Source organism: Micromonospora sp. NPDC023737 (genome assembly GCF_040639715.1).
In the GTDB taxonomy this organism is placed as follows: domain Bacteria; phylum Actinomycetota; class Actinomycetes; order Mycobacteriales; family Micromonosporaceae; genus Micromonospora.
In genome coordinates, this window is sequence record NZ_JBFAAL010000002.1 from 230,656 (window position 1) to 256,254 (window position 25,599).

24 protein-coding genes are annotated in these 25,599 nt (G+C 73.0%); 14 read left to right on the forward strand and 10 right to left on the reverse strand.

The window, feature by feature from the left end:
- The first annotated feature begins 28 nt into the window (after window positions 1-28).
- Window positions 29-631, forward strand: a complete 603-nt coding sequence (locus AB0F98_RS06490) for a PadR family transcriptional regulator (RefSeq protein ID WP_357729632.1) — start codon at window positions 29-31, stop codon at window positions 629-631.
- A 128-nt stretch (window positions 632-759) separates the two neighbouring features.
- Here AB0F98_RS06490 and AB0F98_RS06495 read toward each other — a convergent pair whose 3' ends face one another.
- Window positions 760-1,953 carry a pyridoxal phosphate-dependent aminotransferase gene (locus tag AB0F98_RS06495; protein WP_357729635.1) on the reverse strand — a complete coding sequence of 398 codons (1,194 nt, stop codon included), beginning with the start codon at window positions 1,951-1,953 and terminating at the stop codon, window positions 760-762.
- Window positions 1,954-1,984: 31 nt separating this feature from the next.
- On the reverse strand, window positions 1,985-2,761 hold the full coding sequence (locus AB0F98_RS06500; RefSeq protein WP_357729638.1) for an MmpS family transport accessory protein: 777 nt from the start codon (window positions 2,759-2,761) through the stop codon (window positions 1,985-1,987).
- A gap of 257 nt (window positions 2,762-3,018) precedes the next feature.
- Here AB0F98_RS06500 and glmS point away from each other — a divergent pair, with 257 nt between their 5' ends.
- Window positions 3,019-4,932 carry a glutamine--fructose-6-phosphate transaminase (isomerizing) gene (gene glmS, locus AB0F98_RS06505; RefSeq protein WP_357729641.1) on the forward strand — a complete coding sequence of 638 codons (1,914 nt, stop codon included), beginning with the start codon at window positions 3,019-3,021 and terminating at the stop codon, window positions 4,930-4,932.
- 147 nt (window positions 4,933-5,079) lie between these two features.
- On the opposite strand, the gene AB0F98_RS06510 is transcribed toward glmS, so the two are convergent.
- Both AB0F98_RS06510 and AB0F98_RS06515 read right to left on the reverse strand, forming a co-directional pair.
- The gene (locus tag AB0F98_RS06510) at window positions 5,080-6,672 is read right to left on the reverse strand and encodes an alpha/beta hydrolase (protein ID WP_357729644.1); all 1,593 of its coding nucleotides are present in this window, start codon (window positions 6,670-6,672) and stop codon (window positions 5,080-5,082) included.
- Window positions 6,669-6,965: a type VII secretion target gene (locus tag AB0F98_RS06515; RefSeq protein WP_357729647.1), complete on the reverse strand. Its 297-nt coding sequence runs from the start codon at window positions 6,963-6,965 to the stop codon at window positions 6,669-6,671. Before AB0F98_RS06515 ends, AB0F98_RS06510 begins: the two co-directional genes overlap by 4 nt.
- A gap of 175 nt (window positions 6,966-7,140) precedes the next feature.
- On the opposite strand from AB0F98_RS06515, the gene AB0F98_RS06520 reads away from it, so the two are divergent.
- From AB0F98_RS06520 to ung, 6 genes are all read left to right on the forward strand, one after another.
- On the forward strand, window positions 7,141-7,509 hold the full coding sequence (locus tag AB0F98_RS06520) for a holo-ACP synthase (protein WP_357729650.1): 369 nt from the start codon (window positions 7,141-7,143) through the stop codon (window positions 7,507-7,509).
- 53 nt (window positions 7,510-7,562) lie between these two features.
- On the forward strand, window positions 7,563-9,032 hold the full coding sequence (locus AB0F98_RS06525; RefSeq protein WP_357729653.1) for an NAD(P)H-hydrate dehydratase: 1,470 nt from the start codon (window positions 7,563-7,565) through the stop codon (window positions 9,030-9,032).
- Window positions 9,033-9,163: 131 nt separating this feature from the next.
- Window positions 9,164-10,282, forward strand: coding sequence for an alanine racemase (gene alr / locus AB0F98_RS06530; RefSeq protein ID WP_357729656.1), 1,119 nt, complete (start codon window positions 9,164-9,166; stop codon window positions 10,280-10,282).
- Between the two features lie 31 nt (window positions 10,283-10,313).
- Window positions 10,314-11,390: an alpha/beta hydrolase gene (locus AB0F98_RS06535; protein WP_357729659.1), complete on the forward strand. Its 1,077-nt coding sequence runs from the start codon at window positions 10,314-10,316 to the stop codon at window positions 11,388-11,390.
- Entirely contained in the window at window positions 11,384-11,872 is a 489-nt protein-coding gene (gene tsaE, locus AB0F98_RS06540) for a tRNA (adenosine(37)-N6)-threonylcarbamoyltransferase complex ATPase subunit type 1 TsaE (RefSeq protein ID WP_357729662.1), read from the forward strand. The genes AB0F98_RS06535 and tsaE overlap by 7 nt, the downstream gene beginning before the upstream one ends.
- A 113-nt stretch (window positions 11,873-11,985) precedes the next feature.
- Window positions 11,986-12,684, forward strand: coding sequence for a uracil-DNA glycosylase (ung, locus tag AB0F98_RS06545; protein WP_357729665.1), 699 nt, complete (start codon window positions 11,986-11,988; stop codon window positions 12,682-12,684).
- Window positions 12,685-12,726: 42 nt separating this feature from the next.
- Here ung and AB0F98_RS06550 read toward each other — a convergent pair whose 3' ends face one another.
- Complete coding sequence (locus AB0F98_RS06550; protein ID WP_357729668.1) at window positions 12,727-13,425, reverse strand: helix-turn-helix transcriptional regulator; 699 nt, start codon at window positions 13,423-13,425, stop codon at window positions 12,727-12,729.
- A gap of 507 nt (window positions 13,426-13,932) precedes the next feature.
- Here AB0F98_RS06550 and tsaB point away from each other — a divergent pair.
- From tsaB to AB0F98_RS06580, 6 genes are all read left to right on the forward strand, one after another.
- Window positions 13,933-14,610: a tRNA (adenosine(37)-N6)-threonylcarbamoyltransferase complex dimerization subunit type 1 TsaB gene (gene tsaB, locus AB0F98_RS06555; RefSeq protein WP_357729671.1), complete on the forward strand. Its 678-nt coding sequence runs from the start codon at window positions 13,933-13,935 to the stop codon at window positions 14,608-14,610.
- A gap of 114 nt (window positions 14,611-14,724) precedes the next feature.
- Window positions 14,725-15,177, forward strand: a complete 453-nt coding sequence (rimI, locus tag AB0F98_RS06560; protein WP_357729674.1) for a ribosomal protein S18-alanine N-acetyltransferase — start codon at window positions 14,725-14,727, stop codon at window positions 15,175-15,177.
- A 3-nt stretch (window positions 15,178-15,180) separates the two neighbouring features.
- Window positions 15,181-16,242 carry a tRNA (adenosine(37)-N6)-threonylcarbamoyltransferase complex transferase subunit TsaD gene (tsaD, locus tag AB0F98_RS06565; protein WP_357729677.1) on the forward strand — a complete coding sequence of 354 codons (1,062 nt, stop codon included), beginning with the start codon at window positions 15,181-15,183 and terminating at the stop codon, window positions 16,240-16,242.
- Entirely contained in the window at window positions 16,239-16,493 is a 255-nt protein-coding gene (locus AB0F98_RS06570; RefSeq protein WP_357729680.1) for a hypothetical protein, read from the forward strand. Before tsaD ends, AB0F98_RS06570 begins: the two co-directional genes overlap by 4 nt.
- A gap of 81 nt (window positions 16,494-16,574) precedes the next feature.
- The gene (locus AB0F98_RS06575; RefSeq protein WP_357729683.1) at window positions 16,575-18,275 is read left to right on the forward strand and encodes an ABC transporter ATP-binding protein; all 1,701 of its coding nucleotides are present in this window, start codon (window positions 16,575-16,577) and stop codon (window positions 18,273-18,275) included.
- Window positions 18,275-20,137: an ABC transporter ATP-binding protein gene (locus tag AB0F98_RS06580; protein WP_357729686.1), complete on the forward strand. Its 1,863-nt coding sequence runs from the start codon at window positions 18,275-18,277 to the stop codon at window positions 20,135-20,137. Before AB0F98_RS06575 ends, AB0F98_RS06580 begins: the two co-directional genes overlap by 1 nt.
- Window positions 20,138-20,361: 224 nt before the next feature.
- Here AB0F98_RS06580 and AB0F98_RS06585 read toward each other — a convergent pair whose 3' ends face one another.
- The 5 genes from AB0F98_RS06585 to ybaK form a co-directional block, all read right to left on the reverse strand.
- Window positions 20,362-21,543, reverse strand: coding sequence for an ROK family transcriptional regulator (locus tag AB0F98_RS06585; RefSeq protein ID WP_357729689.1), 1,182 nt, complete (start codon window positions 21,541-21,543; stop codon window positions 20,362-20,364).
- A gap of 22 nt (window positions 21,544-21,565) precedes the next feature.
- Window positions 21,566-22,825 carry an ABC transporter permease gene (locus AB0F98_RS06590; RefSeq protein WP_357729692.1) on the reverse strand — a complete coding sequence of 420 codons (1,260 nt, stop codon included), beginning with the start codon at window positions 22,823-22,825 and terminating at the stop codon, window positions 21,566-21,568.
- The gene (locus AB0F98_RS06595; protein WP_357729695.1) at window positions 22,822-23,646 is read right to left on the reverse strand and encodes an ATP-binding cassette domain-containing protein; all 825 of its coding nucleotides are present in this window, start codon (window positions 23,644-23,646) and stop codon (window positions 22,822-22,824) included. The genes AB0F98_RS06590 and AB0F98_RS06595 overlap by 4 nt, the downstream gene beginning before the upstream one ends.
- Window positions 23,647-23,767: 121 nt before the next feature.
- Complete coding sequence (locus AB0F98_RS06600) at window positions 23,768-24,865, reverse strand: sugar ABC transporter substrate-binding protein (RefSeq protein WP_357729698.1); 1,098 nt, start codon at window positions 24,863-24,865, stop codon at window positions 23,768-23,770.
- Window positions 24,866-25,111: 246 nt separating this feature from the next.
- On the reverse strand, window positions 25,112-25,591 hold the full coding sequence (gene ybaK / locus AB0F98_RS06605; protein ID WP_357729701.1) for a Cys-tRNA(Pro) deacylase: 480 nt from the start codon (window positions 25,589-25,591) through the stop codon (window positions 25,112-25,114).
- Between the last annotated feature and the right edge of the window lie 8 nt (window positions 25,592-25,599).

Consider the following 25,599-nt stretch of genomic DNA (forward strand, 5'->3'; position numbering starts at 1 on the left):
CAATGCAAGGCCGGAATTGGAGGAGACGATGGCGATCCAGCACGCGGTCCTGGCGTTGCTGTCCGGCGGGCCAAGCTACGGCTACGAACTGAAGGGGGAGTTCGAGAGCTCAGTCGGTCCACAGTGGGGCCCGCTGAACATCGGGCACCTCTACCAGATCCTCGACCGGTTGGCGCGGGACGGGCTGGTGGTCGCGCACCGCGAGGAGCAGCCCACCAAACCGGACCGCGTGGTCTACGAGATCACCGACGACGGGCGCGTCCAACTGGACCGCTGGCTCGGCGAGCCGAGCCCGCGCAGCGGTGGCTTCCGGGACGACTTCTTCCTGAAGGTGACCGCTGCCGCCCGCTCGGGGGCCGCGCAAACCGTACGGACGGTCCTCGGCAACCAACGCGCGCACCTGCTGCGGGAACTGCGCAACCTCGACGCTCTGCGGCGTAACTCGGCCGACCCGGTGGTCGGGTTGCTGCTCGCCGCCGCCTGCCGGCACGTGGAGGCGGACCTCGCCTTCATCGACGACGCGGAGTCGGTGCTGCTCGCCGACGGCGGTTCGGTGCTCTCCGCCATGGCCGCGGCCCGTCCGGCGAAGGCGTCCGAGGAGGAGCCGGGCCCGACCCGGATCGCCGGATGACCCGGCCCGGCCGGCGCGGCCGGCGATCCTGCTCCGACGACCCGGGCTGGACCTGCACGGTGGAAACCCGGACTCTCACGCCCTGCCGGGCTTCCGGTGGGTTGCCCGGGCGAACGGGGGCGCGGAGGTCAGCTCGCGGCGAGTCGACGCAGGCGGGTGACCGCCTCGGTCAACACCTCGGGCCGCTTGCAGAAGGCGAAACGGACCAGTCGCCGCCCGGCCTCGGTGTCGTCGTAGAAGACCTGGGTCGGCACCGCGACCACGCCGCAGCGTTGCGGTAGCGAACGGCAGAACTCCACCCCGTCGCGGCCGCCGAGGGGCGTGATGTCGACGGTGACGAAGTACGTGCCCTCCGGGGCGAGCACGTCGAACCCGGCGTCGTTCAGGCCCTCGACCAGTTGGTCCCGCCGAGCCTGCATCCCGGCCCGGAAGCCGGCGAAGTATTCGTCGGGCAGGCCGAGCGCCACTGCCGTCGCCGGTTGGAGCGGCGCCGCGTTGACGAAGGTGAGGAACTGCTTCACCCGGAGCAACGCGGACACCAGCCGCGCCGGCCCACTCGCCCAACCGACCTTCCAGCCGGTGCAGGAGAAGGTCTTGCCGGCCGAGGAGATGCGCAGGGTGCGTTCGCGCATCCCAGGCAGCGCGGCGAGGGGCAGGTGCGGGGCGGACGCGTCGGTGAAGACCAGATGCTCGTACACCTCGTCGGTCACCGCGTACGCGTCGTGCTCCTGACACAGCTCGGCGATCAGGGTCAACTCGGCCGGCGTGAAGACCTTCCCGGTCGGGTTGTGCGGCGAGTTCAGCAGCACCAGGCGGGTGCGCGGCCCGAACGCCGCGCGCAGCGCGTCCGGGTCGAAGGCGTACCGGCCACCGCTGACCGGACGCAACGTGACCGGGCGGCGGACCGCGCCGGCCAGGGCGATGGAGGCGGCGTACGAGTCGTAGTACGGCTCGAAGCACACCACCTCGTCACCCGGCTCGCAGAGGGCGAGGATCGCGGCGGCGACCGCCTCGGTGGCGCCGGCCGTCACCACGACCTCGCCGTCCGGGTCGTACTCCAGCCCCCAGAACCGGCGCTGGTGCGCCGCCACCGCCGCGCGCAGGGCAGGGATTCCCGGACCCGGCGGGTACTGGTTCTGCCCGGAGCGCAGCGCCTCGGCGGCGGCGGCCAACATCTCGAGCGGGCCGTCGGTGTCCGGGAAACCCTGGCCCAGGTTGACCGCGCCGGTACGGACGGCGAGTGCGGACATCTCGGCGAAGATGGTGGTGCCGAACGGCCGCATCCGGGCCACCAGCGGATCGGCATCGGCGGTCGTCGTCACGCCCGTCAGCCTACGACCTGCCGCCGCCGGTTCAACCGGCCGCTGAACCGAAGCAGCTCGTCCCGTATTCGTAGACCGCCGACTGACGGTCGACCGTCTTTCCGTTGACTGTGATCTGGCAGGTGATCGACGGTTGAACGTCCTGGGTCGCGATCACCATCAGCCGACTGCCGTTCCGCGTGGTCATGCTGAGCCGCCACGGCAACGACGCGTTCTCGATCTGGACGAGGTCGCCGTTGGCGTCGTAGTACTGCAGCTCGGCCCACCCCTCGCCGGTCACCTGATAGATCACGCGTTCGGTGCCCGATCCGGCGGAGGGGGTCAGCGCGGGCTCGCTCGCCCACGGCGACTCCTCCTCGGGTTCCTCGGTCTCGTACTGGTACGGGGCCGGGTAGGGCTGTTCGGCGACCGGAGGGATTCTCGGCGGATCGGAGAGGCGCACCAGAGCGGTCGCGCCGAGCCCGCCGCAGACGACGAGCACCGCGACGACGGCGACGGCGACGATCGGGCCGAGGGAACGCCTGCCGCCCTGCGGGCGGGGAGCCGGTGGATGCGCGTACGGCCACGGCTGGCCGTACGGCGACTGCGGACTCGGGGCGACCCAGCCGTTCGGTGTCGCGGGAACGGCGTTGGTCGGCGATGCCGGATCGATCGGTTGGGCGAGCGGGGCGGCGTCCGGCGCTGTGAAACCTGTCGGCGGGGCGTGGCCGGGGGCGGCCGACCACGCTCCCGGGTCGGGCGGCGCCCACGGCGGTGGATCCGATCGGGGCGACGGGGTCGGGTCGGCAGAGGGGGATGGCTCGGACATCTGGTCTGCTCCGGGTACGGACGCGGCACGGGCCGCGGACGAGGGGGTGCCGACCGGGGCGAGGTAGTCGTCGCTCCGCCGGTTGCGGCCCTCAATGTACGGGTAGGCGGGGGGTGGGTGAACGTCCGCATCGCGGCACGTCCGGGCAGCGATTCAGTCCGGTCGTCGCCTCGGCTCGGCTGTTCGCTCAGGTTCAGTGTTCGTTAACCGGGCTTTCGCGCACGCGCGATGAGCGAAACTGGGTTAGGCTGCGGACCATGTGTGGAATCGTGGGTTACGCCGGCGCGCGGCCGGCGCTCGGCATCGTGCTCGACGGGCTGCGGCGGCTGGAGTACCGCGGCTACGACTCGGCAGGCGTCGCCGTCGTGTGCGACGGGGAGCTGCTGACGGAGAAGAAGGCCGGCAAGCTGGCCAACCTGGAGAAGGTGCTCTCCGAGCGCGCCGCCGAAGACCCCACGTCCTGCGCGGCCAGCCCCATCGGCATCGGTGACGGCACCACCGCCATCGGGCACACCCGCTGGGCCACCCACGGCGGTCCCACCGACCGCAACGCCCACCCGCACGTATCCCCGGACGGCCGGGTCGCCGTGATCCACAACGGCATCATCGAGAACTTCGCGAAGCTCCGCGCTGAACTGGAGGCCGAGGGCGTCCAGTTCAGCAGCGACACCGACACCGAGTGCGCGGCCCACCTGCTCGCCGCCGCCCTGGCCGACCTCCGCGCCGCCGGCCAAGCGGACGGTCCGCAGCTGCTCGCCGCCGCCATGCGGGTGGTCTGCCAGCGGCTGGAGGGCGCGTTCACCCTGCTCGCCGTCGACGCGGGCGTACCCGGCGCCGTGGTCGGCGCGCGGCGCAACTCCCCGCTGGTGGTGGGCCGAGGCCAGGGGGAGAATTACCTCGCCTCCGACGTCGCCGCATTCATCGAGCACACCCGTGACGCGGTGGAGCTGGGTCAGGACCAGATCGTCCTGATCACCGGCGACATGATCGAGATCACCGACTTCGACGGCCAGCCCGCCACCGGCAAGGACTTCCACATCGACTGGGACTCGTCCGCCGCCGAGAAGGGTGGCTACGACTGGTTCATGCTCAAGGAGATCGAGGAGCAGCCCCAGGCGGTCGCCGACACCCTGCTCGGCCGGCTCACCGAGTCCGGCGAGATCGCGCTGGACGAGGTCCGCCTCAGCGACCAGGATCTGCGGGACGTCGACAAGATCTTCATCGTCGCCTGCGGCACCTCCTACCACGCCGGCCTGGTCGCCAAGTACGCCATCGAGCACTGGACCCGGATCCCCTGTGAGGTGGAGCTGGCCAGCGAGTTCCGCTACCGCGATCCGGTGCTCGACCGGTCCACGCTGATCGTGGTCATCTCGCAGTCCGGCGAGACGATGGACACGCTGATGGCGCTTCGGCACGCCAAGGAGCAGAAGGCGCGGGTGCTCGCCATCTGCAACACCAACGGCTCCACCATCCCCCGTGAGTCCGACGCGGTCCTCTACACGCACGGCGGGCCGGAGATCGCCGTCGCCTCCACCAAGGCGTTCCTCACCCAGGTGGTCGCCTGCTACCTGATCGGCCTGCACCTGGCCCAGGTGCGTGGCATCAAGTTCGCCGACGAGGTCGCCGCGGTGGTCGCCCAGCTCCAGGAAGTCCCGGCCAAGCTGCGCGAGTTGCTCGAGCGCATCGAGCCGGTGCGGGAGCTGGCCCGCGAGCTGAAGTCCGAGCCGACGATCCTCTTCATCGGCCGGCACGTCGGCTACCCGGTCGCCCTGGAGGGCGCGCTCAAGCTCAAGGAGTTGGCGTACATGCACGCCGAGGGCTTCGCCGCCGGCGAGCTGAAGCACGGGCCGATCTCGCTGATCGACAAGGGCACCCCGGTGGTCTGCGTGGTGCCGTCGCCGGCCGGCCGGGGTGTGCTGCACGACAAGGTCGTCTCCAACATCCAGGAGGTACGCGCCCGCGGCGCCCGGACCATCGTGATCGCGGAGGAGGGGGACGAGGCGGTCGTCCGCTACGCAGATCACCTGATCTACGTGCCGCGTACGCCCACCCTGCTCTCTCCGCTGGTCACCACCGTGCCGATGCAGGTGCTCGCGGCCGAGATCGCCGCCGCCCGTGGACACGACGTCGACCAGCCGCGCAACCTCGCGAAGTCGGTCACCGTCGAGTAGCCCCGACGACCCGTCCGGCCCCGGCCGCCACCACCGGCGACCGGGGCTCGGTCTTCTCCGGCGGCCGGGGCTCGGCGTCCCCGGCATCCGACCACGACCCTGCCCGGCCGTTCCGGCAGGGCCTGGCCGCTCCCGCCGCCCAGGCCTTCAACGGCCGAGCACGATGCGGGCCATGCCGTCCAGCGCCGGATTGTCCGCGTCCCAGTAGCCGGTGTGGCCGTGCCGGCCGCTGGGGAAGACCCGCCCACCGAAGCCTGGCGTGGCCGGGTCCCGGCCGAACCACAGCTCATGCTCGCTGTGCCCCGGCCACCCGAGCGCAGCGGCCAACGGCGACGCGTTGAACAGAGCGCGCCGGGCCAGGTCGTCCGGCGCGCGGGCCAGCCGGATCACGTCGTCCGAGGCGCTGCTCGCCCAGACCTCGTCGGGTGGCACGCGCAGCTCGGCGGCATGCTCCACGCCCACCCCCGGTGAGCCGACGAAGACGAGGGCGTCGGCCGCCAGACCGTGCTCCCGGGCGGCCGTGCCCACCACGAGGGACCCATAGCTGTGCCCGAGCACGGTCTGCCGGGCGGGCGGGCCCTCGTGGGTGGTCCGCAGCCCTTCCTGGAAACGGTGCAGCGCCGGGCCGGCGTCCCGGGCCTGGCCGGCCGTGACCGCCTCGTGCAGGAAATCCGGGGCGTCGTAGTCCAACCAGAGCACGGCCGCGCTCCGCTCGGCCGGGGCCAGCTCGACGCAGCGGCCCAGCACCCGCCCCGCCCGGCCGAGCTCGCCGGGCGCGTCGTCGAGGCCGGCGGTCATCCCCGGCACGTACGTCAGCACCCGGTCGGAATGGTCCGGGTCGCCGAGCGCGACGACCACCCGCCCCTCGCCGGCCGGATCCAGCCCGAGCAGGTACGCGCGTGGCCCCGCCGCCCCGGTCAGCCGGTCGGTGAGCGAATCCAGGCCGGCCAGCCGACCGGCGAGCCAGTGCAGCCGGGCCGCCTCGACCGGGGCCGGTGGCATCCGGGCCAGCAGCTGCTCCCGCTGCGCGAGCAGCTCCGCGCGATGAACGCCGAGGAGTAGCCGGTTGGCCTGGTCACGGGCCGCCACCGGCACCCCGTCCAGCCGGCCGACCAGCGCCGCCTCCTGCGCCACCAGCCAGCGCCGCTGGGCCGGCGTCAGCCCCGCCCACCAGGCGCGTACGAGTGCCGGGTCGGCCGACGGCCCGGGCCGCCCGGGTGGCGGCGGCTCCTGCCAGCCCGCCGAGGCGGCCGCCGCGAGTTCGGCCAGCTTCGCCGCGGTCGCCCGGTCGGCGGCCCCGGCCACGTCGAGCGCCGCCCGCAGCGCCGCTGCCACCCGGGCTGCGGCCGGGCCGTCGCGCTCGCTCGGCCGGGACCGGGCCGGATCGACGCCCACCCGCCCGTCCCGGTCGATGGCCAGCCCGGCGGCGTCCGCCAGGGCCACCGCGTCGGCCAGCTGCCCCTTCGCAGCCGAGATCCGTGCCGCGAAGTCGGCGAGCACCTGGTCGGCCTCGATCAGTGCCGGCCGCACCGAGGTCAGGTCGGTGCCGAGCCCGCTCAACCGGGCGTTGGCTGCCGTCGCCGCCGCGCCGGACCACCCCGCGGCCAACGCCGCGCCCCGCGCACCCAGCTCCGCCGCACGGCGATCGACCAGCGCCGTCAGCCCGGCCCACCGCGCACCTGCGGTACGCCACGCGCCCGGGTCGGCGCCCCACAACTGGGCGTACCCGACGGTGGTCATCGAGGCACCGTGGCGAGCCGGCGGGCAGCCCGGTCATCGACGTCGCGGTAGGCGTCGACGGAAGCCCGGACCGATCCGGCCGTCTCGGCCACCCGGCCGCCGAGCCGGCCGAACCAGCCGTGCACCGCCGCCTCCAGCGCGCCCAGCGCGGCAGCCGTCGACCAGCCCGGCGCGGCCACGGTCAGCCCCGGCGTGCCGGCCAGCCCGTGCGCCAGCCGGTACGCGTCGTCCCCCAGCGCCCGGGCGGTCTCGCGCAGCGCCTCCGGCCGGACCGTGAACGGCTCCTCAGCCATCCCCGCACCCCCTGCATGGATCGACATCGACAGGACGACGCTAGGCGGCCGGAAGCGCGCGCCGGGTGACCTGTGGACGGCGTGCGGTGGGCGTACGCCCGGGTCGTCCACAGGCGTTGCCCGGCGGGTGGTCGGCGGCTAATGTGCGCGGCCGCCGCGCCGGTAGGGTGAACTGGTGATCGTCGCTGTCGGCATCGACGTCGTGCTGGTCGACCGGTTCGCCCGGGCGCTGGAACGGACGCCGCTGCTCGCCGAGCGGCTGTTCACCGACGCCGAGCGCTACACCCGCTCGGGTAATCCGCGCTTGCCCGAGTCCCTCGCCGCGCGGTTCGCGGCGAAGGAGGCGGTGGCCAAGGCGCTCGGCGCGCCGGCCGGCCTGAGCTGGCACGACTGCGAGATTGTGCCGGATCCGGACGGCCGACCCTGGCTGACCGTCTCCGGCACGGTGGCCGCGGCGGCGGTCGAGCGCGGAATCAGTCGCTGGCACCTCTCGCTGTCCCACGACGGCGGGATCGCGTCGGCGATGGTGGTCGCGGAACGCTGAGATCGGTCGGGCCGCCGACGGGCGTGCCCGGGACGTGGGACGGGAGCGGTGCCATGAGACCGGTGTGGCGGGTGGCGGACGTACGCGCGGCGGAGGCCGGCCTGCTGGCCACGCTTCCGCCCGGGACGCTCATGCAACGCGCGGCCGCCGGGCTGGCCCGCCGGTGCGCGCTGATCCTCGACGACCGGGGCGGTGTCTACGGCGCCCGGGTGCTGTTGCTGGTCGGTTCGGGGGACAACGGCGGTGACGCGCTCCTCGCCGGTGCCCACCTGGCCCGGCGCGGCGCGGCCGTGTCGGCCCTGCTGCTCGCCCCGGGCCGGGCGCACGCCGAAGGGCTCGCCGCGCTGCGCGCGGCGGGCGGGCGGGTCGTCGAACGGCCGCCGGCCGTGCTCGACCTGGTACTGGACGGCATCGTCGGCATCGGCGGCACCGGCGGCCTTCGGGAGACCGCCGAGCAGTTGGCCGCCAGCCTGGCCGGCTGCTGCGGGCGCGACGGGGTACGCGCCACCGTGGTGGCCGTCGACGTGCCCAGCGGGGTCGCCGTCGACACGGGTGACGTGCCGCTGTCCGCCTCCGGTCGGCCGAACGCGGTCCGCGCCGACGTGACGGTGACCTTCGGGGCGTTGAAGGCCGCGCTGGTGGTGGGCCCGGCCGCTCCGCTCGCCGGTCAGGTCGAGTTGGTCGACATCGGGCTTGCGCCCTGGCTGCGGGGCACCCCGCAGTTGCGGGTGACCGAGTGGTCGGACATCGTGCGGTGGTGGCCGACGCTCGGCCCGGCCTCGGAGAAGTACACGCGGGGCGTGGTCGGGGTGGCCACCGGCTCGTCGACGTATCCGGGGGCGGCGGTGCTCTCCGTCGGTGGGGCGCTGGCCGGGCCGACCGGCATGGTGCGCTACGCCGGCGGCGCCCGCGCCGAGGTGCTGCACCAGCACCCGTCCGTGATCGCCACCGCTCGGGTCGCCGACGCCGGTCGGGTGCAGGCGTGGGTCTGCGGCTCCGGGCTGGGCACCGGCGAGGACGCCGCCAGCGAGTTGCGCACCGTGCTCGCCGCGCCGGTGCCGGTGGTGCTCGACGCGGATGCGCTCACCCTGCTCGTCGACGGTTCCCTCGCCGAGAGCCTGCGCAAACGGGACGCCCCGACCGTGGTCACCCCGCACGACCGGGAGTTCGCCCGGCTCTGCGGAGAGGCGCCGGGCACCGACCGGGTCGGGGCCACGCTGCGGCTCGCCGCCTGGATGAACGCCGTGGTGCTGCTCAAGGGGGACCGGACGGTGATCGGCACCCCCGACGGTCGGGCGTACGTCAACCCGACCGGAACGCCGGTGCTGGCCACCGGCGGCACCGGTGACGTGCTGGCGGGGCTGCTCGGCTCGCTGCTCGCCGGTGGCCTGCCGGCGGAGCGGGCGGCGGCCGCGGCGGCGTACCTGCACGGGCTGGCCGGCCGGGAGGCGGCCCGGGGCGGTCCGGTGACCGCGCCGGACGTGGCCGCGGCGCTCCGCCCGGTGGTCGCCCGGCTGGGCTGATCGTCCCCGGTAGGTGGCCTCGTCCGGCTCGGCCCTCCGTCGGCGCGGACACCTGAGCAGCCGACACGTCGCTGGTCACGCACGTGTGCGTCGGCCCGCGCCGTGATCACTGCGGAAAGTACGCTGGGCGCATGTGGCAGGCCGAGGTACGTGTCGATCTTGACGCGATCCGTGAGAACGTGAACCGGCTCCGGTCGGGCACCACCGCCGAGGTGATGGCGGTGGTGAAGGCCGACGGGTACGGGCACGGCATGGTTCCGGCCGCCCGCGCGTCGCTGGACGGCGGAGCCTCCTGGCTCGGCGTCTGCACGCTCGACGAGGCGCTCGCGCTGCGGCGGGCGGGGATCACCGCGCCCGTGCTGGCCTGGCTGCTGGCACCCGGGCTGCCGCTGGAGGAGGGGATCACTGCCGGGGTCGACCTGGCCGTCGCGAGCCTGCCCCAGCTCGACGAGATGATCGAGGCGAGCCGACGCGCCGACCACCCGGCCCAGCTGCACCTGAAGATCGACACCGGGCTGTCCCGGGGCGGGGCGACCGTCGCGGACTGGCCGGCCCTGCTCAAGGCCGCCGCCAAGGCGCAGAGCGACGGGTTGGTCGAGGTGGTCGGGGTGTGGAGCCACTTCGTCTACGCCGACATGCCGGGCCATCCGACCACCGACCGGCAGTTGGCCGTCTTCCATGAGGGGCTGGCCATGGCCGAGCAGGCGGGGTTGCGCCCCCGCTACCGGCACCTGGCCAACTCGGCGGCCGCGCTGACCCGGCCCGACACCCACTTCGACCTGGTCCGGCCCGGACTGGCTGTCTACGGTCTCTCCCCGGTCGCGGGGGAGACCTTCGGCCTGCGCCCGGCGATGACCGCCCGCGCCCGGGTGATCCTCGCCAAGCGGGTGCCGGCCGGCACCGGCGTCTCGTACGGGCACACGTACACCACGGATCGGGAGACGAACCTGGCCGTGGTGCCGCTCGGCTACGCCGACGGGGTGCCCCGACACGCCTCCAACTGCGGTCCGGTGCATCTCGCCGGCACGCGGCGAACCATCTCGGGCCGCGTCTGCATGGACCAGTTCGTGCTCGACTGCGGCGACGACGAGGTGGCGGCCGGCGACGTGGTGACCCTGTTCGGCAGCGGCGCCGACGGTGAACCGACCGCCGACGACTGGGCCGAGGCCGTGGACACCATCAACTACGAGGTCGTCACCCGGTTCGGTAGCAGCCGGGTGCCGCGCGTCTACGACGGCGAGCGGCCGTGAGCGTCATGAGGTCCCCAGCCGGGGTGGTGCCGTGAGTCCGTACCGCATCCCCCGGCCGCGCAGCGCGGCGGGGCGGGTCGCCGGGGCGGTCGGTGCCGCGGTGGGTGTCGCCGCCGCCGGCCTTGCCGCCGAACGTGTCCTGGTCCGTCGGCTCAAGTCCCGCTCGACCGACCCGTACGCGGGCGAGCCGTTCGGTCAGCAGCCGTACGACGAGACGTTCCAGTTGGAGCTGCCGGACGGCACCGACATCCACGTCGAGGTCGTCGAGCCGAGCCGGCCGGGGTCGGGCCGTCCGACGGTGATCCTGGTGCACGGCTTCTGCCTGGACATGGGGACGTTCTACTTCCAGCGCAAGATGCTCACCGAGCGCGGCGAGCACCGGGTGGTCGCGTACGACCAGCCCGGACACGGCCGCTCCGGCAGGCTGGAGACCGGCGAGTACGACCTAGCCGTGCTCGGCCGCACCCTCCGCCGCGTGATCGACCGGACCGCCCCGGAGGGGCCGCTGGTGCTGGTCGGTCACTCGATGGGTGGGATGACCATCATGGCCTTCGCCGAACTGTTCCCGGAGATGTTCGGTGACCGCGTCGTGGGCACTGTGCTGATGGCCACGTCGGGTGGTCTGCTCGCCGAGACCAAACTGGTGGCGCCGGCGCTGCTCGGCCGGGTCGGTGGGCCGGTGCTGTACATGATGAGCAACGCCACCCGCTACGGCGGCACGGTCATCGACAAGGCCCGCAAGTCGACCTCGAACGTGGCGTGGCTGCTCACCCGCAAGTACGGCTTCGGCGGCCGCAACCCCAGCCCGGCCCTCGTGTCGTACGTGGAGACGATGAACTCGCGTACCTCGGCGGACACGGTCACCCGGTACTTGCGTACGCTGGCCACGCACTCCCGGTACCCGGCGTTGGCCGCGCTGGCCGATACGCCGGTGCTGGTGGTCGTCGGTGACAAGGACATGATCACGCCGGTGACCCACTCGGAGGAGATCGTCCGCCGGCTGCCGCACGCCGAGTTCGTCAAGATCCCCGACAGTGGGCACGTGGTGATGCTGGAGCACGCGGACGAGGTCAACGCCGCGTTGGCGAGGTTCCTGGAGGAGTGTTGAACAAGGTCGTCGTGAAGCTGCCCACCGTGGCCGACACGCACGAGTTCGGCCGCCGGCTGGCCGAGCTGCTGCGCGCCGGTGACCTGGTCCTGCTGACCGGTCCGCTGGGCGCGGGTAAGACCGCTCTGACCCAGGGCATCGGCGCCGGGCTCGGGGTGCAGGGCGAGATCACTTCGCCGACGTTCGTGATCGCCCGGGTGCACCGGCCGGATCCGGCCCGGGGCGGGCGGGTGGCGCTGGTGCACGCCGACGCCTACCGGCTGGGGGACGCCGCCGACCCGCGTGCCGAGATCGACGACCTGGACCTGGATGCCTCGGTGGACGAGTCGGTGACCGTGGTCGAGTGGGGCGAGGGCCTGGTTGAGCAGCTCACCGACGCCCACCTGCGCGTACGCATCGACCGCCGAGAGGACGACACCCGGATCGTCGAGCTCGAGCCGGTGGGCGGCGACTGGCCGCACCGCCTCGACACCCTCGCCTGACCTGCCGAACCTCTCCCGGTCTCCCGGCGGTGGGCGGGTGCATCACGGGAGGGGTACGGCCGTGTCAGGGGCGGCTGGTAGGAAGAGGGCCGACAGACTGCGAAAGGTTGCCGATGGCCGACGTTCCCGCCCTGGACCTGCCGGCGCTCCTGCCGGAGGAGTGGCGTGCCCTGCTCACCCCGCATCTCGACCCGGCCCGCACGGCTGCGCTGGGCGAGTTCGTCGCCCGCGAATACGCGGCCGGGCCGGTGTTCCCGCCGCTTGAGGACCTCTTCTCCGCCTACCGGCTCTGCCCGCCGGACGCGTGTCGGGTGCTGATCCTCGGGCAGGACCCCTACCACCGGGCCGGACAGGCCCACGGGCTCAGCTTCAGCGTCCGCGAGGGGGTGACCGTCCCGCCGTCGCTGCGCAACGTCTTCAAGGAGCTCGGTGAGGATCTCGGGGTGCCGAAGCCGCGCAGCGGCAATCTCGCCGGCTGGGCGGCCCAGGGTGTGCTGCTGCTCAACAGCGTGCTGACCGTCCGGCAGGCCACCCCCGGCTCCCACGCCAACCAGGGTTGGGAGGAGTTCACCGACGCCACCATCCGGGCGCTCGACGCGCTCCCCGAGCGGGTGGTCTTCCTGCTCTGGGGCGGCTACGCCCGCAAGAAGGCGGCCCTGGTCGGTAACCCGCAGCACGTGGTGCTGGAGGCCGGCCACCCCAGCCCGATGAACCCGCGCGGCTTTCTCGGCAGCCGGCCGTTCAGCGCGGCCAACAAGGCCCTCGCCGACGCCGGCCGTCCCACCATCGACTGGGAGCGGTCCGCCGGCTGACGGTTCGTCCCGATCGGTGGTCGGTGCCGCCGGTGGCGGTCGTCATGTCCGGCGGAGGTGCCCTTCGCGGTAGCGGCGCAGCAGGGCGGCCGTGCGCGGATCGGTCACCTCCAGCTCGACCAGCGGCACCACTCGGTAGCTCCGCCCGCCGTGCCGGACCTCGACAGTGTCGGGCAGTTCGTCGCACATGACCGCCCGGATCTCCCCGTACCGGGTTCGCCAGCGATGCTCGCCGGGCTCCTCGGGCTCCAGGTGCAGTCCGCCGAACTCGCTCCACCGGGCGTTCCACCGCTGCCCGTACGCAGTCTCCAGCCAGCGGGTCAAGCGGGCGGAGTCGCGCCAGCGGATCGCCAGCTCCGGCGCGTCGACCGGTAGCGGTGCCCCCTGCAGCAGCGCGGCGGTCGCCCCGGTGATGGCATTCGGCAGGTCGCCGAGCCGGTCGAGCAGCCGGTCCAGGTTCAAGCGGTCGATCAGCTCGGCCAGCGGCCGGGTGGCGAGCTGGGCCAGTTCGGCGTCCAGGTGTGCGTCGAGCGGCTCGACCGCAACCGTGAGCTGCACGTTCATCGCGGCGAGCAGGCTCTCCAGCACGGGCAGGCCAGGCGTGCGGTCGCCACGCTCGATGCGGGCCACAGAGGCCTGACTGACTCCGGCCAGGTCGGCCAGCTGCCGTTGGGTCAGCCCGTGCGACTCGCGCTGCTGCCGCACGGTACGGCCGAGGATGCTCACCAGGCGGCTCGACATGGCGGGAATCGTGGAGCATGACGTTGCCGCCGCGGTACCGCAGAGGCAACTACCCGACTCGACCGACCCGACCGACCCGACCGGCTCGACCGGCTCCGCCGGCCCGTCGCCGATCGTGGCCCGAGCCGACTGCCCGCCGCACCCGCCCAGCAGCGTGTGTTGGTAGTGAGCCTGATACCTCAGAGGCATTTTTATGCCTCTGAGGTATCAGGCTCATGAGTAGTTGCCCCCCCCCGACGACCGCGACTCGATAGCCAGATGGCGATGATCCGGGTGGTGGCAAGGACCAACGGATGGAGCATGTGGGCGCGGGTAGCGCGGTGGCGGGGACCGGCAGTGGAGGGGCGGCACCGGGACGCGGTAGTGGACGGCGCGGTAGTGGACGGCGCGGTGGTGGGGACGCGGCAGCGGGTCGAGAGGCGGCCGGCGACGGCGGGCGTCCGGAGCGTCCGGCGGGGGGCGGGGCGTCACCCGGCGTGACGAGACGGGCGGCTAGGCTGGCATACCGTGCTCGTACTCGTAGTGGACAGCTCGACCCCTGCGGTGACCGCGGCGCTCGTCGAGGTCTCGGCGGACGGCGTCGCGTTGCGGGCGCACCGGTGCACGGTCGACGCCCGGGCGCACGGTGAACTGCTCGCCCCTGAGGTGGACGCCGTCCTCGCCGAGGCGGACGCTCGCCCTGCCGACCTCGCGGCGATCGTCGCCGGGCTCGGCCCGGGGCCGTTCACCGGACTGCGGGTGGGTCTGGTCACGGCCGCCACCATGGGCCAGGTGCTCGGCGTCCCCACGTACGGCGTCTGCTCGCTCGACGGCATCGGCTACCCGGCGGCCGCCGGCGAGCCGGTCCTGGCGGTGAGCGACGCGCGCCGCAAGGAGGTCTACTGGGCGGTCTACGACGGCGCGGGCCAGCGGATCGCCGGGCCGGAGGTCGACGCCCCCGCGGTGGTCGGCGAGCGGGCCCGTGACCTGGCGGTCACCGTCGCGGTGGGGGACGGCGCGCACCGGTACGGCGATGTCCTGGGGCTGCCCGTCCGCCCGGAGCCCCGCTACCCGGATCCGATCGCCCTGGCCCGGCTGGCCGGCGAACGGATCCGTGCCGGCGCGCCCGGCGAACGGCTCACCCCGCTCTATCTGCGCCGCCCGGACGCCGTGGCGTCGATCGCCCGCAAGCCGGTCCTCCCGTGAGCGCGAGGAGTGAGCCGGGTTTGCGAGCCCCGCAGTCGCGAACGAAGGTGTCGCCGTGAGCGCGAGGAGTGAGCCGGGTTTGCGAGCCCCGCAGTCGCGAACCGAGGTGGCACCGTGAGCGCGGTCCGGCTCGGCCGGTTCCGCTGGTGGCACATCGACGAGGTACTTCCGACCGAGGCGGATCTGTTCGGCGCCGAGCAGTGGTCGGCGGCGATGTTCTGGAACGAGCTGGCCAACGGGCACTACTACCGGGTTGCCACCGACGGCGGCGGCAATCTGCTCGGCTACGCCGGGCTCACGATGGTGCCACCCGATGAGGCGTGGGTGCAGAACATCGCGGTACGGCGGGACGTCCAGCGGCGGGGGATCGGCCGGCTCCTCCTCGAGGATCTGCTCGCCGAGGCGGCCCGGCTCGGCGCCCGACGCACCCTGCTCGAGGTCGCGGCGGACAACGCGCCGGCCCAGCGGCTCTACGCCATGTACGGCTTCGAGCCGGTCGGCATCCGGCGTGGCTACTACCAATCGAGTAACACGGACGCGCTGGTCATGCAGCGGAACGAGGACTGACCCATGGCTGACGAACCCCTCATCCTCGGCATCGAGACCTCCTGCGACGAGACGGGGGTCGGGATCGTTCGCGGGCACACCCTGCTCGCGGACGCGCTCGCTTCCAGCGTCGAGGAGCACGCCCGGTTCGGCGGTGTGGTGCCCGAGGTGGCGAGCCGGGCCCACCTGGAGGCGATCGTGCCGACGATGGACCGGGCGCTGGCCGAGGCCGGCGTGACCATCGCCGACATCGACGCGATCGCCGTCACCTCCGGTCCGGGGCTGGCCGGCGCGCTGCTGGTCGGCGTGGCCGCCGCCAAGGGGTACGCGCTCGCCGCCGAGAAGCCGGTCTACGGGGTGAACCACCTCGCCGCGCACGTCGCCGTCGACACCCTGGAGCACGGGCCGCTGCCCGAGCCGGCGGTCGCGCTGCTGGTCTCCGGTGGGCACTCCTCGCTGCTGCTCGTCGACGATCTGGCCCGCGGCGTCACGCCGCTCGGCGCCACCATCGACGACGCGGCCGGCGAGGCGTTCGACAAGGTGGCGCGGCTGCTCGGGCTGCCTTTCCCCGGTGGGCCGCCGATCGACCGGGAAGCCCGGTCCGGCGACGCGGAGTCCATTGGTTTCCCGCGCGGGCTCACCGCCGCCAAGGACCTTGCCGCCCACCGCTACGACTTCTCCTTCTCTGGTTTGAAGACCGCCGTGGCGCGTTGGGTGGAGGCCCGCCAGCGGGCCGGTGAGCCGGTGCCGGTCGCCGACGTGGCGGCCTCCTTCCAGGAGGCGGTCTGCGACGTGCTCACGGCGAAGGCGCTGGACGCGTGCCGCGCCAACGGCATCGACACGCTGGTGATCGGCGGGGGAGTCGCGGCGAACTCGCGGTTGCGGGCGATGGCCGAGCACCGGGCCGAGAAGTACGGCATCCGGGTCCGGGTGCCCCGGCCCCGGCTCTGCACCGACAACGGGGCGATGGTCGCCGCGCTCGGCTCGCACCTGGTCGCCTCCGGGGTGGCACCCAGCCGGCTCGACCTGCCCGCCGACTCGGCCATGCCGCTGACCGTCGTCAGCGTTCCCGGGGACGCGGAGTGATCGTCCGGATGTGGGAGGCGCGTGCGGAGTCGTACGGCCTCGCCGACCTGATCACCTGGGTCTGCGACACGGCCCTGCCGGAGTTCGAGCACGACCCCCGCCACCTCTCCAGTGAGGTCTTCTCCTCCACCGACCACCGGGTCGTGGTGATCTCGAAGTGGCGCAGCGACCCGAGGGCGCTACCTGACCCGCCGCCGATGCTGGTCGCCCGGCCGCCGCACTCGTGGGACTTCACGCAGGTCGATCGCTGATCAGCAGGTGACGAAGACCTCGTCCGCCAGCTGGTAATTGGTTCGCGTGGGCAACCGTCGGACGCCTAGCGTCGACGGGCCATGCGTTTCTCACCGGCCGGCGATCCCGGCGTACCCGATGACCGGTCGGCGACCCGTTACCTGATCTGGTTGGCCGGCCGGCAGAAGTTGATGTTCGGCGCGGGCATCCTGCTCGGCGTGACCTGGATGGTCGCCCAGGCCCTGATGCCGGCCGCCGTGGGCCGGGCCGTCGACGGGTTGAGCCGCCGGGACGACGGCGCGCTGCTCACCTGGGCTCTGGTGCTGCTCGGGCTCGGCGTGCTCCAGGCCGTCGCCGGCGTACTGCGGCACCAGTGCGCGGTACGCAACTGGCTCGCCGCCGCCTACCGGACGGTGCAGCTGACCGTGACGGCCGCGAACCGGCTCGGTGCGGCCCTGCCCCGCCGGGTAGCCACCGGCGAGGTGGTGAGCATCGGCACCTCCGACATCAACCAGATCGGCCACGCCGTCGACATCACGGCGCGGGGGACCGGCGCCCTGGTGGCGATCGTGACCGTGGCGGTGATCCTGCTCGACGCGTCGGTGCCGCTCGGGCTGGTCGTGGTGCTCGGCGTGCCGGTACTGATGGCGGTGGTCGGCCTGCTGATCCGGCCGCTGCACCGGCAGCAGCACGCGTACCGGGACGCCGAGGGAAAGTTGACCACCCGGGCCGGCGACATCGTCTCCGGGCTTCGGGTGCTGCGCGGCGTCGGCGGCGAGCCCGTGCTCTCGGCCCGCTACCAGGCGGAGTCGCAGGCGCTCCGGGCGCACGGCGTACGGGTGGCCCGGGTCGAGTCGCTGCTGGAGGCGGCGCAGGTGCTGCTCCCCGGTGCCTTCCTGGTGCTGGTGACCTGGCTCGCGGCGCGGTTCGCGCTGGACGGCAGGATCAGCCCCGGCCAGCTCGTCGCCTTCTACGGCTACACGGCGTTCCTGGTCAGCCCGCTGCGGCAGCTCACCGAGGCCGTGGACAAGCTGATCCGGGGACACGTGGCGGCCCGCCGGGTGGTCCGGCTGCTCCAGCTCACGCCGGAACTGGTCGACCCGCCCCGACCCGCGACGGTGCCCGACGGCCCGGGGGAACTGGTCGACGTCGAGTCCGGGGTGCGCTTGCCGCCGGGCCGGTTCACCGCGATCGCGGCCACCGTGCCCGAGGACGCGGCCGCGATCGTCGACCGGCTCGGCCGGTACGTCGACTCGGACGCCACGCTGCACGGGGTACCGCTGCGGGAGTTGCCGCTGGCGACCGTGCGGAAGCGGATCCTGGTGGCCGACAACGACGCACAGCTGTTCACCGGCCCGCTCCTGAAGGAACTCGACCCGCACGACCGGGGCGACCGGGCGGCGCTCGACGCGGCGCTCCGGGCGGCGAGCGCCACCGACATCGTCGAGGCGCTGCCCGACGGGCTGGACAGCCGGGTCGCCGAGCGGGGCCGGGAGTTCTCCGGCGGGCAACAGCAGCGGCTGCGGCTCGCCCGCGCGTTGGTCGCCGCCCCGGACACCCTGCTGCTGGTCGAACCGACCAGCGCCGTCGACGCGCACACCGAGGCGCGGATCGCCACCGGGCTCGGCGCCGCCCGGGCCGGCCGGACCACCCTGGTCTGCACCACCAGTCCGCTGCTGCTCGGGCACGCCGACAACGTGATCTTCGTCGAGGACGGCAAGGTCGTCGCCGAGGGCAGCCACGCCCACCTGTACGACAGCGAGCCGCGCTACCGGGCGACGGTCAGCCGGGGGGAGAGCTGATGGCCGCCGCGCTGCCCGTCGCCGACGCGACGCAGGTACGCCGTTACGCACGTACGTTGGTCCGCCGGCATCCGCGGGCACTCGCCACGGCGCTCGGCCTGCACGCGGTTGCCGCCGCGGCCGGTCTGGTCGCCCCGAGGTTGCTCGGTGACCTCGTCGAGGGCATCTCCCGTGGCACCTCCCGGGTGACGGTGGACCGGATCGCCCTGCTGATCGCCGGGTTCGTCGTGGTGCAGGCGGTGCTGGTCCGCTTCGCCCACCTGGCGTCGGCGCGGCTCGGCGAGCAGGTGCTGGCCCGGCTACGTGAGGAGTTCGTCGACCGGGTACTTACGCTGCCGCTGTCCACGGTGGAACGGGCGGGTACCGGTGACCTGCTGACCCGTACCTCCCGGGACGTCTCCGCGCTGTCTCGGACGGTCCGTCTCGCGGTGCCCGAGACGCTCATCGCGGTCGTCACGGCCGCCTTCATCATCGGCGCGTTGCTGCTGGTCAGCCCGCTGCTCGCGCTGCCCTGCCTGATCGCTGTCCCGGTCCTCTGGGCGGGCACCCGGTGGTACCTGCGCCGGGCACCGGCCGGCTACCTGCGGGAGAACGCCGCCTACTCGGACATCACCGACGGGATCAGCGAGACGGTCGAGGGCTCGCGGACCACGGAGGCGTTGCGCCAGCAGGCCCGCCGCCGGGCCCGCACCAACGCCGACATCGCCCGGTCGTACGCCGCCGAGCGCTACACCCTGTTCCTGCGGACCGTCTTCTTTCCGGTGGCCGAGATCGGTTACGTGGTGCCGGTGGTGGCCACCCTCGTCATCGGCGGTTGGTTCTACCTGAAGGGCTGGGTGAGCCTCGGCCAGGTCACTGCCGCCACGCTCTACGTGCAACAGCTGGTCGATCCGGTGGACCGGCTGCTGTCCTGGCTCGACGAGTTGCAGGTGGGTGGCGCTTCGATGGCCCGGCTGCTGGGCGTGGCCGAGCCGGCGGAGCCCACCACCGAACCGGCGGCAGCGGTTGTGCGGCGAGGCGAGCAGGCCGCCGGGCACGGGTCCGCCACTGCCGCCTCGACCGGGGCTTCGGCGGCCCGCTCGGGCGATGCGGCAGCCGGCGTGGCCGGCCCGGACGGGAGCGTCGACGGGGACCGGCGGCTGGTCGCCCGGAACGTGCGGTACGCGTACCGTGCGGGGCGGGACGTGCTGCACGGGGTGACCCTGGTGCCCGAACCAGGGGAGAAGTTGGCCGTCGTGGGGCCGTCCGGTGCCGGCAAGTCGACCCTCGGCCGGCTGCTGGCCGGGGTGCACACCCCGCACGGCGGCACGGTCACCGTGGCCGGCCGACCGCTGGACACGCTGCCGCTCACCGAGCTGCGCTCGCACGTCGCGCTGGTCACCCAGGAGCATCACGTCTTCATCGGCACGCTCCGCGAGAACGTGGGGATGGTGCGGCCGGCGGCCACCGACGCGGACGTACGGGCGGCGTTGTCGGCGGTGGCCGCGCTGGACTGGGCGCAGGCACTGCCGGACGGGCTGGACACGCTGGTCGGCTCGGGCGGGCATCCGCTCTCCCCGGCGCAGGCGCAGCAGCTGGCGCTGGCCCGGCTCGTGCTCGCCGACCCGCACACGTTGGTGCTGGACGAGGCGACCTCGTTGATCGATCCGCGTGCCGCCCGGGAGTTGGAACGGTCTCTCGCCGCCGTGCTGGCGGGACGGACGGTGATCGCCATCGCGCACCGGCTCTTCTCCGCGCACGACGCGGACCGGGTAGCCGTGGTCGAGGACGGGCGGATCACCGAGCTCGGCTCGCACGACGAACTGGTCGCCGCCAACGGCTCCTACGCCGCCCTCTGGCACTCCTGGCACGGCACCCCCTAACCCACCCCAACCCACCCCACCCCAACCCACCCCACCCCAACCCTCCCCCCACCCCGCCCCGCCCGCGTGATCATGAAGTTATTGCGGCGACACGCCGAGCCGATGCGCAATAACTTCATGATCAACGGTCCGGGCCCAGCCGGCCGGTCCGGGCAGGGCAGGGCCGGGCGGGGCCGGGCCCGTCCGGTGTGGCCGGCGGCGGAGGGAGACCGGACGGCGAGGCGTCAGCCGATGTCGAGCGGGTCGGCGAGCAGTCGTTCGAAGGCCAGCTCGGCGGCGCCGACGAGAGCGGCGTCGTCGCCCAGTTTCGGCGTACGCAGCCGCACGTGCTCCAGGCAGGCGGTCAGCGCGTTGGCGTTGAGGCGGCTGCGGATCTGGGCGGCCGCGGCGAGGTAGAGGTCCCGCAGGGTCCCGCCGAAGATGACCATCTCCGGGTTGAAGATGTTGACCAGGTTCGCCACGCCGAAGCCGAGCCAGTCGCCGGCCTGCCGTACCGCAGCACCGGCCCGGGCGTCGCCGCGGTCGGCGGCGTCGAAGACGGCGAGCAGCGCCGCCCGCCCCTGGGCGCCGGCGCGACCGGCGTTGCGCAGCAGGCCTTGCTCGCCGATCTGGGTCTCCCAGCAGCCCCGGGAGCCGCACTCGCAGCGCTCGCCGTCGCGGACCAGCTTCATGTGCCCGACCTCGCCGCCGTACCCGCCGTGCCCGGTCACCCGCCGGCCGCCGGCGATGATGCCGGCCCCCACGCCGACGTCCCCGTACAGGTAGACGACGTTGTCGCAGCCGGCGGCGACGCCCCGCGCATGCTCCGCGAAGGCCGCCACGTCGGCCACGTTGCCGACCGTGATCGGCGCGTCGATGCCCAGTTCGGCCCCGAGCGCCGCTCCGATCGGCTCGTCCACCCAGCCCGTGGTGGGGGCGAGCCGGACCAGGCCGTCGTCGCGGCGCACCATGCCGCAGACGGCCACCCCGGTGCCGACGCAGACGGCGTCGCCGGGCACGTGCTGCTGCATCTCCTTGACCGCGCCGGCGAGCAGCGGCGCGGCCTCCGCGACGAGCAGGCCCCGGGGCCGGTCCAGCTCCCGGCGGTCGAGCACCACGCCGCCGAGACCGACGCGGGCGGCCCGCAGCCGGTCCACCTCGATGCTGTACGCGTACGCGTGGATCCGGTTCGACTCGGGCCGGACGACCGGCGACGGTCGCCCGGCCCGGCCGGTCTCCTTCGGCGCGCCCTCGCTGACCAGCCCTGCTGCGGCGAGGTCGGCGGTGAGCGCGCCGATGGTGCTGCGGTTCAACCCGAGCGCGGTGGTCAGCTCGGCGCGCGATGTCGCCCCGTGGACGTGGACGTGACGCAGCAGGGCACCGAGGTTCTGCCGACGGATCTCGTCCTGGCTCGGTCCTGGGGGCATGTGGCGCTCCGGTGGTGCGGGATCAGCGGGTGCCGGTCGCGGCGGAGCGGCGACGGGAGAGAGCGTCCACACTCGCGGCGAGCAGCAGCACCACGCCGGTGAGCACGTACTTGACGCCCGAGCTGTACCCCATGAGGCCCATGCCGTTGTCGATGACGGCGATCACCGCGCCGCCGAGCACCGCGTCGAGCACCCGGCCCTTGCCACCGAAGAGGCTGGTGCCGCCGATCACCGCCGCGCCCACCGCGTAGAGCAGGACGCTGCTGCCGCCGGTGTTCGGATCCACCGAGTTCGCCCGGCTGGCCGCCACGATGCCGCCGATGGCCGCCATCGAGGAGCAGATCACGAAGACCGAGATGCGGATCCGGTCGACGTCGATGCCGGCCCGCCGGGCGGCCTCCCGGTTGCCGCCGACCGCGTAGACGTGCCGGCCGTAGCGGGTGCGCTGGAGCACGAAGGTCCAGAGCACCAGTAGCACCGCGACGATCGGCACCACGATCGGCACGCCCTTGAGCGAGGTGATCAGCACGTTGCGGCTGCGCTCCAGGTTGAGGATGAAGACCGCCACGCCGAGGATCAGCGCCAGGCCGCCGATCCGGGCGAGGACCACCGCGATCGGGTCGGTGACCAGCCCGCGGGCGGCCCGGTTGCGCTGCCGGAGCAGCTGCGTGACCCCGTACCCGATGACCGCCACGAGCGCGAGCAGCCAGCCGAGCAGCGGGGTCAGGTTGCGGTTGGCGATGGCCACCAGCACCTCGTCACGGACGGCGATGTTCTTGCCCTCCTCCATGAGCATCAACGCGATGCCCTGGAAGGCGAGGAACCCGGCGAGCGTGACCACGAAGGACGGAATGCCTACCTTGGCTACCAGGAAGCCGAGCGTGGTGCCGATGACCACGCCGGTGACGACCGCGGCGAGCACCGCGACGTACCAGGGAAAGCCGAGCACCGTCACCACGTTGGCCAGCACGGCCGCGCAGACGCCGCTGGCGAAGCCGGCGGAGAGGTCGATCTCGCCGAGCAGCAGGACGAAGATCAGCCCCATCGCGATCAGCGTGGTCGCCGCGCCCTGGGTGAGCAGGTTGGCGAAGTTGCCGGCGGTGAGGAACGACGGGCGGGCGATCGAGAAGATCGTGCAGAGCACGATCAGTCCGAGGATCGCGGGCAGCCCGCCGATGTCGCCGCCGCGTACCCGAATCCAGTAGTTGCGTGCGTGACCCGCGACGGTCGGCGCCGGCGTGACGGCCGCCGGACCCTGCTGCTGTACGGCTGTGGTGGTCATCGGTCGCCTCCTGCGGTCTTGCCGGCCGGCTGCCCGTCGGTGCCGTTGCCGCCCTGGCCCGGCTCGGCGGTGAGACCGAGCCCGCCGGACCGGCCGGCGGTGATCAGCTCGACCACCTGGGCGTGGGTGATGTCGGTGGTCTTCACCTGGGCGACCATCTGACCGAGGTAGAGGGCTGCGATCCGGTCGGAGACGGCGAAGACGTCGTTCATGTTGTGCGAGATGAGCACGACCGCGAGACCGTTGTCGGCGAGCCGGCGGACCAGTTCGAGCACCTGCGCGGTCTGCGCCACGCCGAGCGCGGCGGTCGGCTCGTCCAGGACGACGAGGCGGCTGTTCCAGAGCACCGCCTTGGCGATCGCCACCGTCTGGCGCTGCCCGCCGGAGAGGCTGGAGACGTGCTGGCGCAACGACTTCACCGTGCGTACGGAGAGACCGGCCAGTGTTTCGGCTGCCATCTGCTCCATGGTCGGCTCGTCGAGGACGATGCCGTTGAGCTTCTCCCGGCCGAGGAACATGTTCTGCACGATGTCGAGGTTGTCGCAGAGCGCAAGGTCCTGGTAGACGACCTCGATGCCGAGGGCGGCGGCGTCCCGGGGGCTGTGGATCGCCGCCGGCCGGCCGTCGAAGAGGAACTCGCCGGCGTCGGTCGGGTGGATGCCGCTGATGCACTTGACCAGGGTCGACTTGCCGGCGCCGTTGTCACCGACGAGCGCGGTCACCTCGCCGGCGTGGGCGGTGAGGGCGACGTCGCGCAGAACCTGGACGGGACCGAAGCTCTTGTCGATCCCACGTAGCTCCAGCAGGGGAGTTGCGGGCACGGGCGTGTCTCCTTTGGATGGACGGCAGGTTCTCCTCAGCCCGTCCGGCGGGTGCCGCCCGGCACGGGAAGGTGACTCCCGTGCCGGGCGGCGGTTGCGCCTCGGCGGGTACGGCGTCAGGTCAGCTGATACCGGCCTCGGTGCAGAACTTGGCGTACGCCTCGGTGCAGACCTCGTCCTTGGTCACGTAGCCGTCGTCGATGACGTCCTTGACGTTCTCCTTGGAGATCGCCTTCGGGTTCAGCAGCACGGACGGGACGTCCCGGCCACCCTCCGGGTCCTTCACCGTCTGACCGGTCTCCTTCCGCTCACCCTTGGCGAGCCCGATGGCCAGGTCGGAGGCGGCCTTCGCCTCCTCCTTCACCGCCTTGTAGACGGTCATGCACTGGTCGCCGGCGAGGATGTTCTGCAGGCCCTCCGGGGTGGCGTCCTGGCCGGTGACCGGGACCCGTCCGTTGAGCCCGTTCTTCTTCAGGATGGAGATGGCCGCGTTGCCCAGCCCGTCGTTCGCGGCGAGCACTCCGTCGATCTTGCCGCCGGTCTTGGTGAGCTGCTGCTCGAAGATCGTGGCGGCCTGGGCGTTGTCCCAGTCCGGCACGGCGTCGTCGGCGGCCTTCGTGTACTCCTTCGAGTCGAACTTCGGCTTGAGCACCGAGTCGTACCCGCTCTTGAACAGCGTCGCGTTGTTGTCGGTCGGAGAGCCGTTGAGGTAGGCGACCGCGGGGTTCTTGACGCCCTTGTCGGTGAGGCACTTGACCAGGCCCTCGCCCTGGAGCTTGCCCACTGCGACGTTGTCGAAGCTGACGTAGTACTCGGCCGAGCCGCCGAGGGTGAGCCGGTCGTAGTCGATGGTGGCCACACCCTGGGACTTCGCCTTGTCGAGCACTGCCTTGCCGGTGCCGGAGTCGAGGTTGACGATCATCAGCACGGTCACGCCACTGGTGATCATCTGGTCGGCGATGGTCTGGAACTGGGTCTTGTCGCCCTGCGCGTTCTGGATGTCGTACTCGACGTTGGCGGCCTTGAAGGCCTCCTCCAGGAACTTGCGGTCGGCGCCCTCCCAGCGGGCGGAGGACTTGCTGTCGGGCAGGATCACGCCGATCTTCGGGGTCTGGCCGGAGCCGGCCTGGTCGTCCCCGCCGGAGTTGTCGCCGCAGGCGGCCAAGCTGCCCGTCGCCAGCAGACCCACGGTGGCGAAGGTGAGGAGCCCTTTACGCATGTGCAGGGTCCTTTCGGGGTGGGGGAAGGTGTTGTTTTGTTGTGCCCGGCAACGTATGGCGCTTGTGAGGCCCGACACAAGAGAGTCGATGGACCGACTTTGTTGCGGGCAGTAACAATTCGGCAACGCGCACCCGCCTCGGGTCACCAGGGCTGGGAGCGCTTCAACCGCTCGGGGGTGCGAAGAGCCTGTCGGTCGGTCGACCGGTGCCGTGCACGCGCGGGCCTCGTCCTGGCGCGCGATCGGTCAACCGGCGGCGAGCGGCGCGGTGCGTGCCTCGGTCAGTGCCACCAGATCGGCCGGGGTGAGCTGGAGCTGAAGCCCGCGACGGCCCGCCGAGACGTAGATCGTGGGAAAGCCCAGCGCGGAGGAATCGAGCACGGTGGGCAGCCGCTTGCGTTGGCCGAGCGGGCTGATGCCGCCCCGGACGTAGCCGGTGGCCCGCTCGGCGGCCGCCCGGTCGGCGAGCGTGGCCCGCTTGCCGCCGACCGCCACGGCCAGGGCCTTCAGGTCCAGTTCCCCGGTGACCGGCACCACCGCCACGGCGAGCGCGCCGTCGATCACGGTGATCAGGGTCTTGAACACCCGCTCCGGAGGTACGCCGAGCGCCGCCGCGACCAGCGCACCGTAGTTGGGCGCGTCCGGGCTCACGTCGTACGGGTGGGTGCTGTGTGCGACCTTCCGCTTCGTCAGCAGTGCCGTCGCCGGTGTGCCCCGTCCCGCCACGATCGGGA

What these genes read in the sequence shown, in the direction of transcription:
- AB0F98_RS06600 (WP_357729698.1), bottom strand. Translation starts at nt 24,865, where the DNA reads ATGCGTAAAGGGCTCCTCACCTTCGCCACCGTGGGTCTGCTGGCGACG.
- AB0F98_RS06590 (WP_357729692.1), bottom strand. Translation starts at nt 22,825, where the DNA reads ATGACCACCACAGCCGTACAGCAGCAGGGTCCGGCGGCCGTCACGCCG.
- AB0F98_RS06580 (WP_357729686.1), top strand. Translation starts at nt 18,275, where the DNA reads ATGGCCGCCGCGCTGCCCGTCGCCGACGCGACGCAGGTACGCCGTTAC.
- AB0F98_RS06550 (WP_357729668.1), bottom strand. Translation starts at nt 13,425, where the DNA reads ATGTCGAGCCGCCTGGTGAGCATCCTCGGCCGTACCGTGCGGCAGCAG.
- AB0F98_RS06575 (WP_357729683.1), top strand. Translation starts at nt 16,575, where the DNA reads ATGCGTTTCTCACCGGCCGGCGATCCCGGCGTACCCGATGACCGGTCG.
- ung (WP_357729665.1), top strand. Translation starts at nt 11,986, where the DNA reads ATGGCCGACGTTCCCGCCCTGGACCTGCCGGCGCTCCTGCCGGAGGAG.
- AB0F98_RS06525 (WP_357729653.1), top strand. Translation starts at nt 7,563, where the DNA reads ATGAGACCGGTGTGGCGGGTGGCGGACGTACGCGCGGCGGAGGCCGGC.
- AB0F98_RS06500 (WP_357729638.1), bottom strand. Translation starts at nt 2,761, where the DNA reads ATGTCCGAGCCATCCCCCTCTGCCGACCCGACCCCGTCGCCCCGATCG.
- alr (WP_357729656.1), top strand. Translation starts at nt 9,164, where the DNA reads ATGTGGCAGGCCGAGGTACGTGTCGATCTTGACGCGATCCGTGAGAAC.
- tsaD (WP_357729677.1), top strand. Translation starts at nt 15,181, where the DNA reads ATGGCTGACGAACCCCTCATCCTCGGCATCGAGACCTCCTGCGACGAG.
- AB0F98_RS06515 (WP_357729647.1), bottom strand. Translation starts at nt 6,965, where the DNA reads ATGGCTGAGGAGCCGTTCACGGTCCGGCCGGAGGCGCTGCGCGAGACC.
- AB0F98_RS06490 (WP_357729632.1), top strand. Translation starts at nt 29, where the DNA reads ATGGCGATCCAGCACGCGGTCCTGGCGTTGCTGTCCGGCGGGCCAAGC.
- AB0F98_RS06585 (WP_357729689.1), bottom strand. Translation starts at nt 21,543, where the DNA reads ATGCCCCCAGGACCGAGCCAGGACGAGATCCGTCGGCAGAACCTCGGT.
- glmS (WP_357729641.1), top strand. Translation starts at nt 3,019, where the DNA reads ATGTGTGGAATCGTGGGTTACGCCGGCGCGCGGCCGGCGCTCGGCATC.
- AB0F98_RS06510 (WP_357729644.1), bottom strand. Translation starts at nt 6,672, where the DNA reads ATGACCACCGTCGGGTACGCCCAGTTGTGGGGCGCCGACCCGGGCGCG.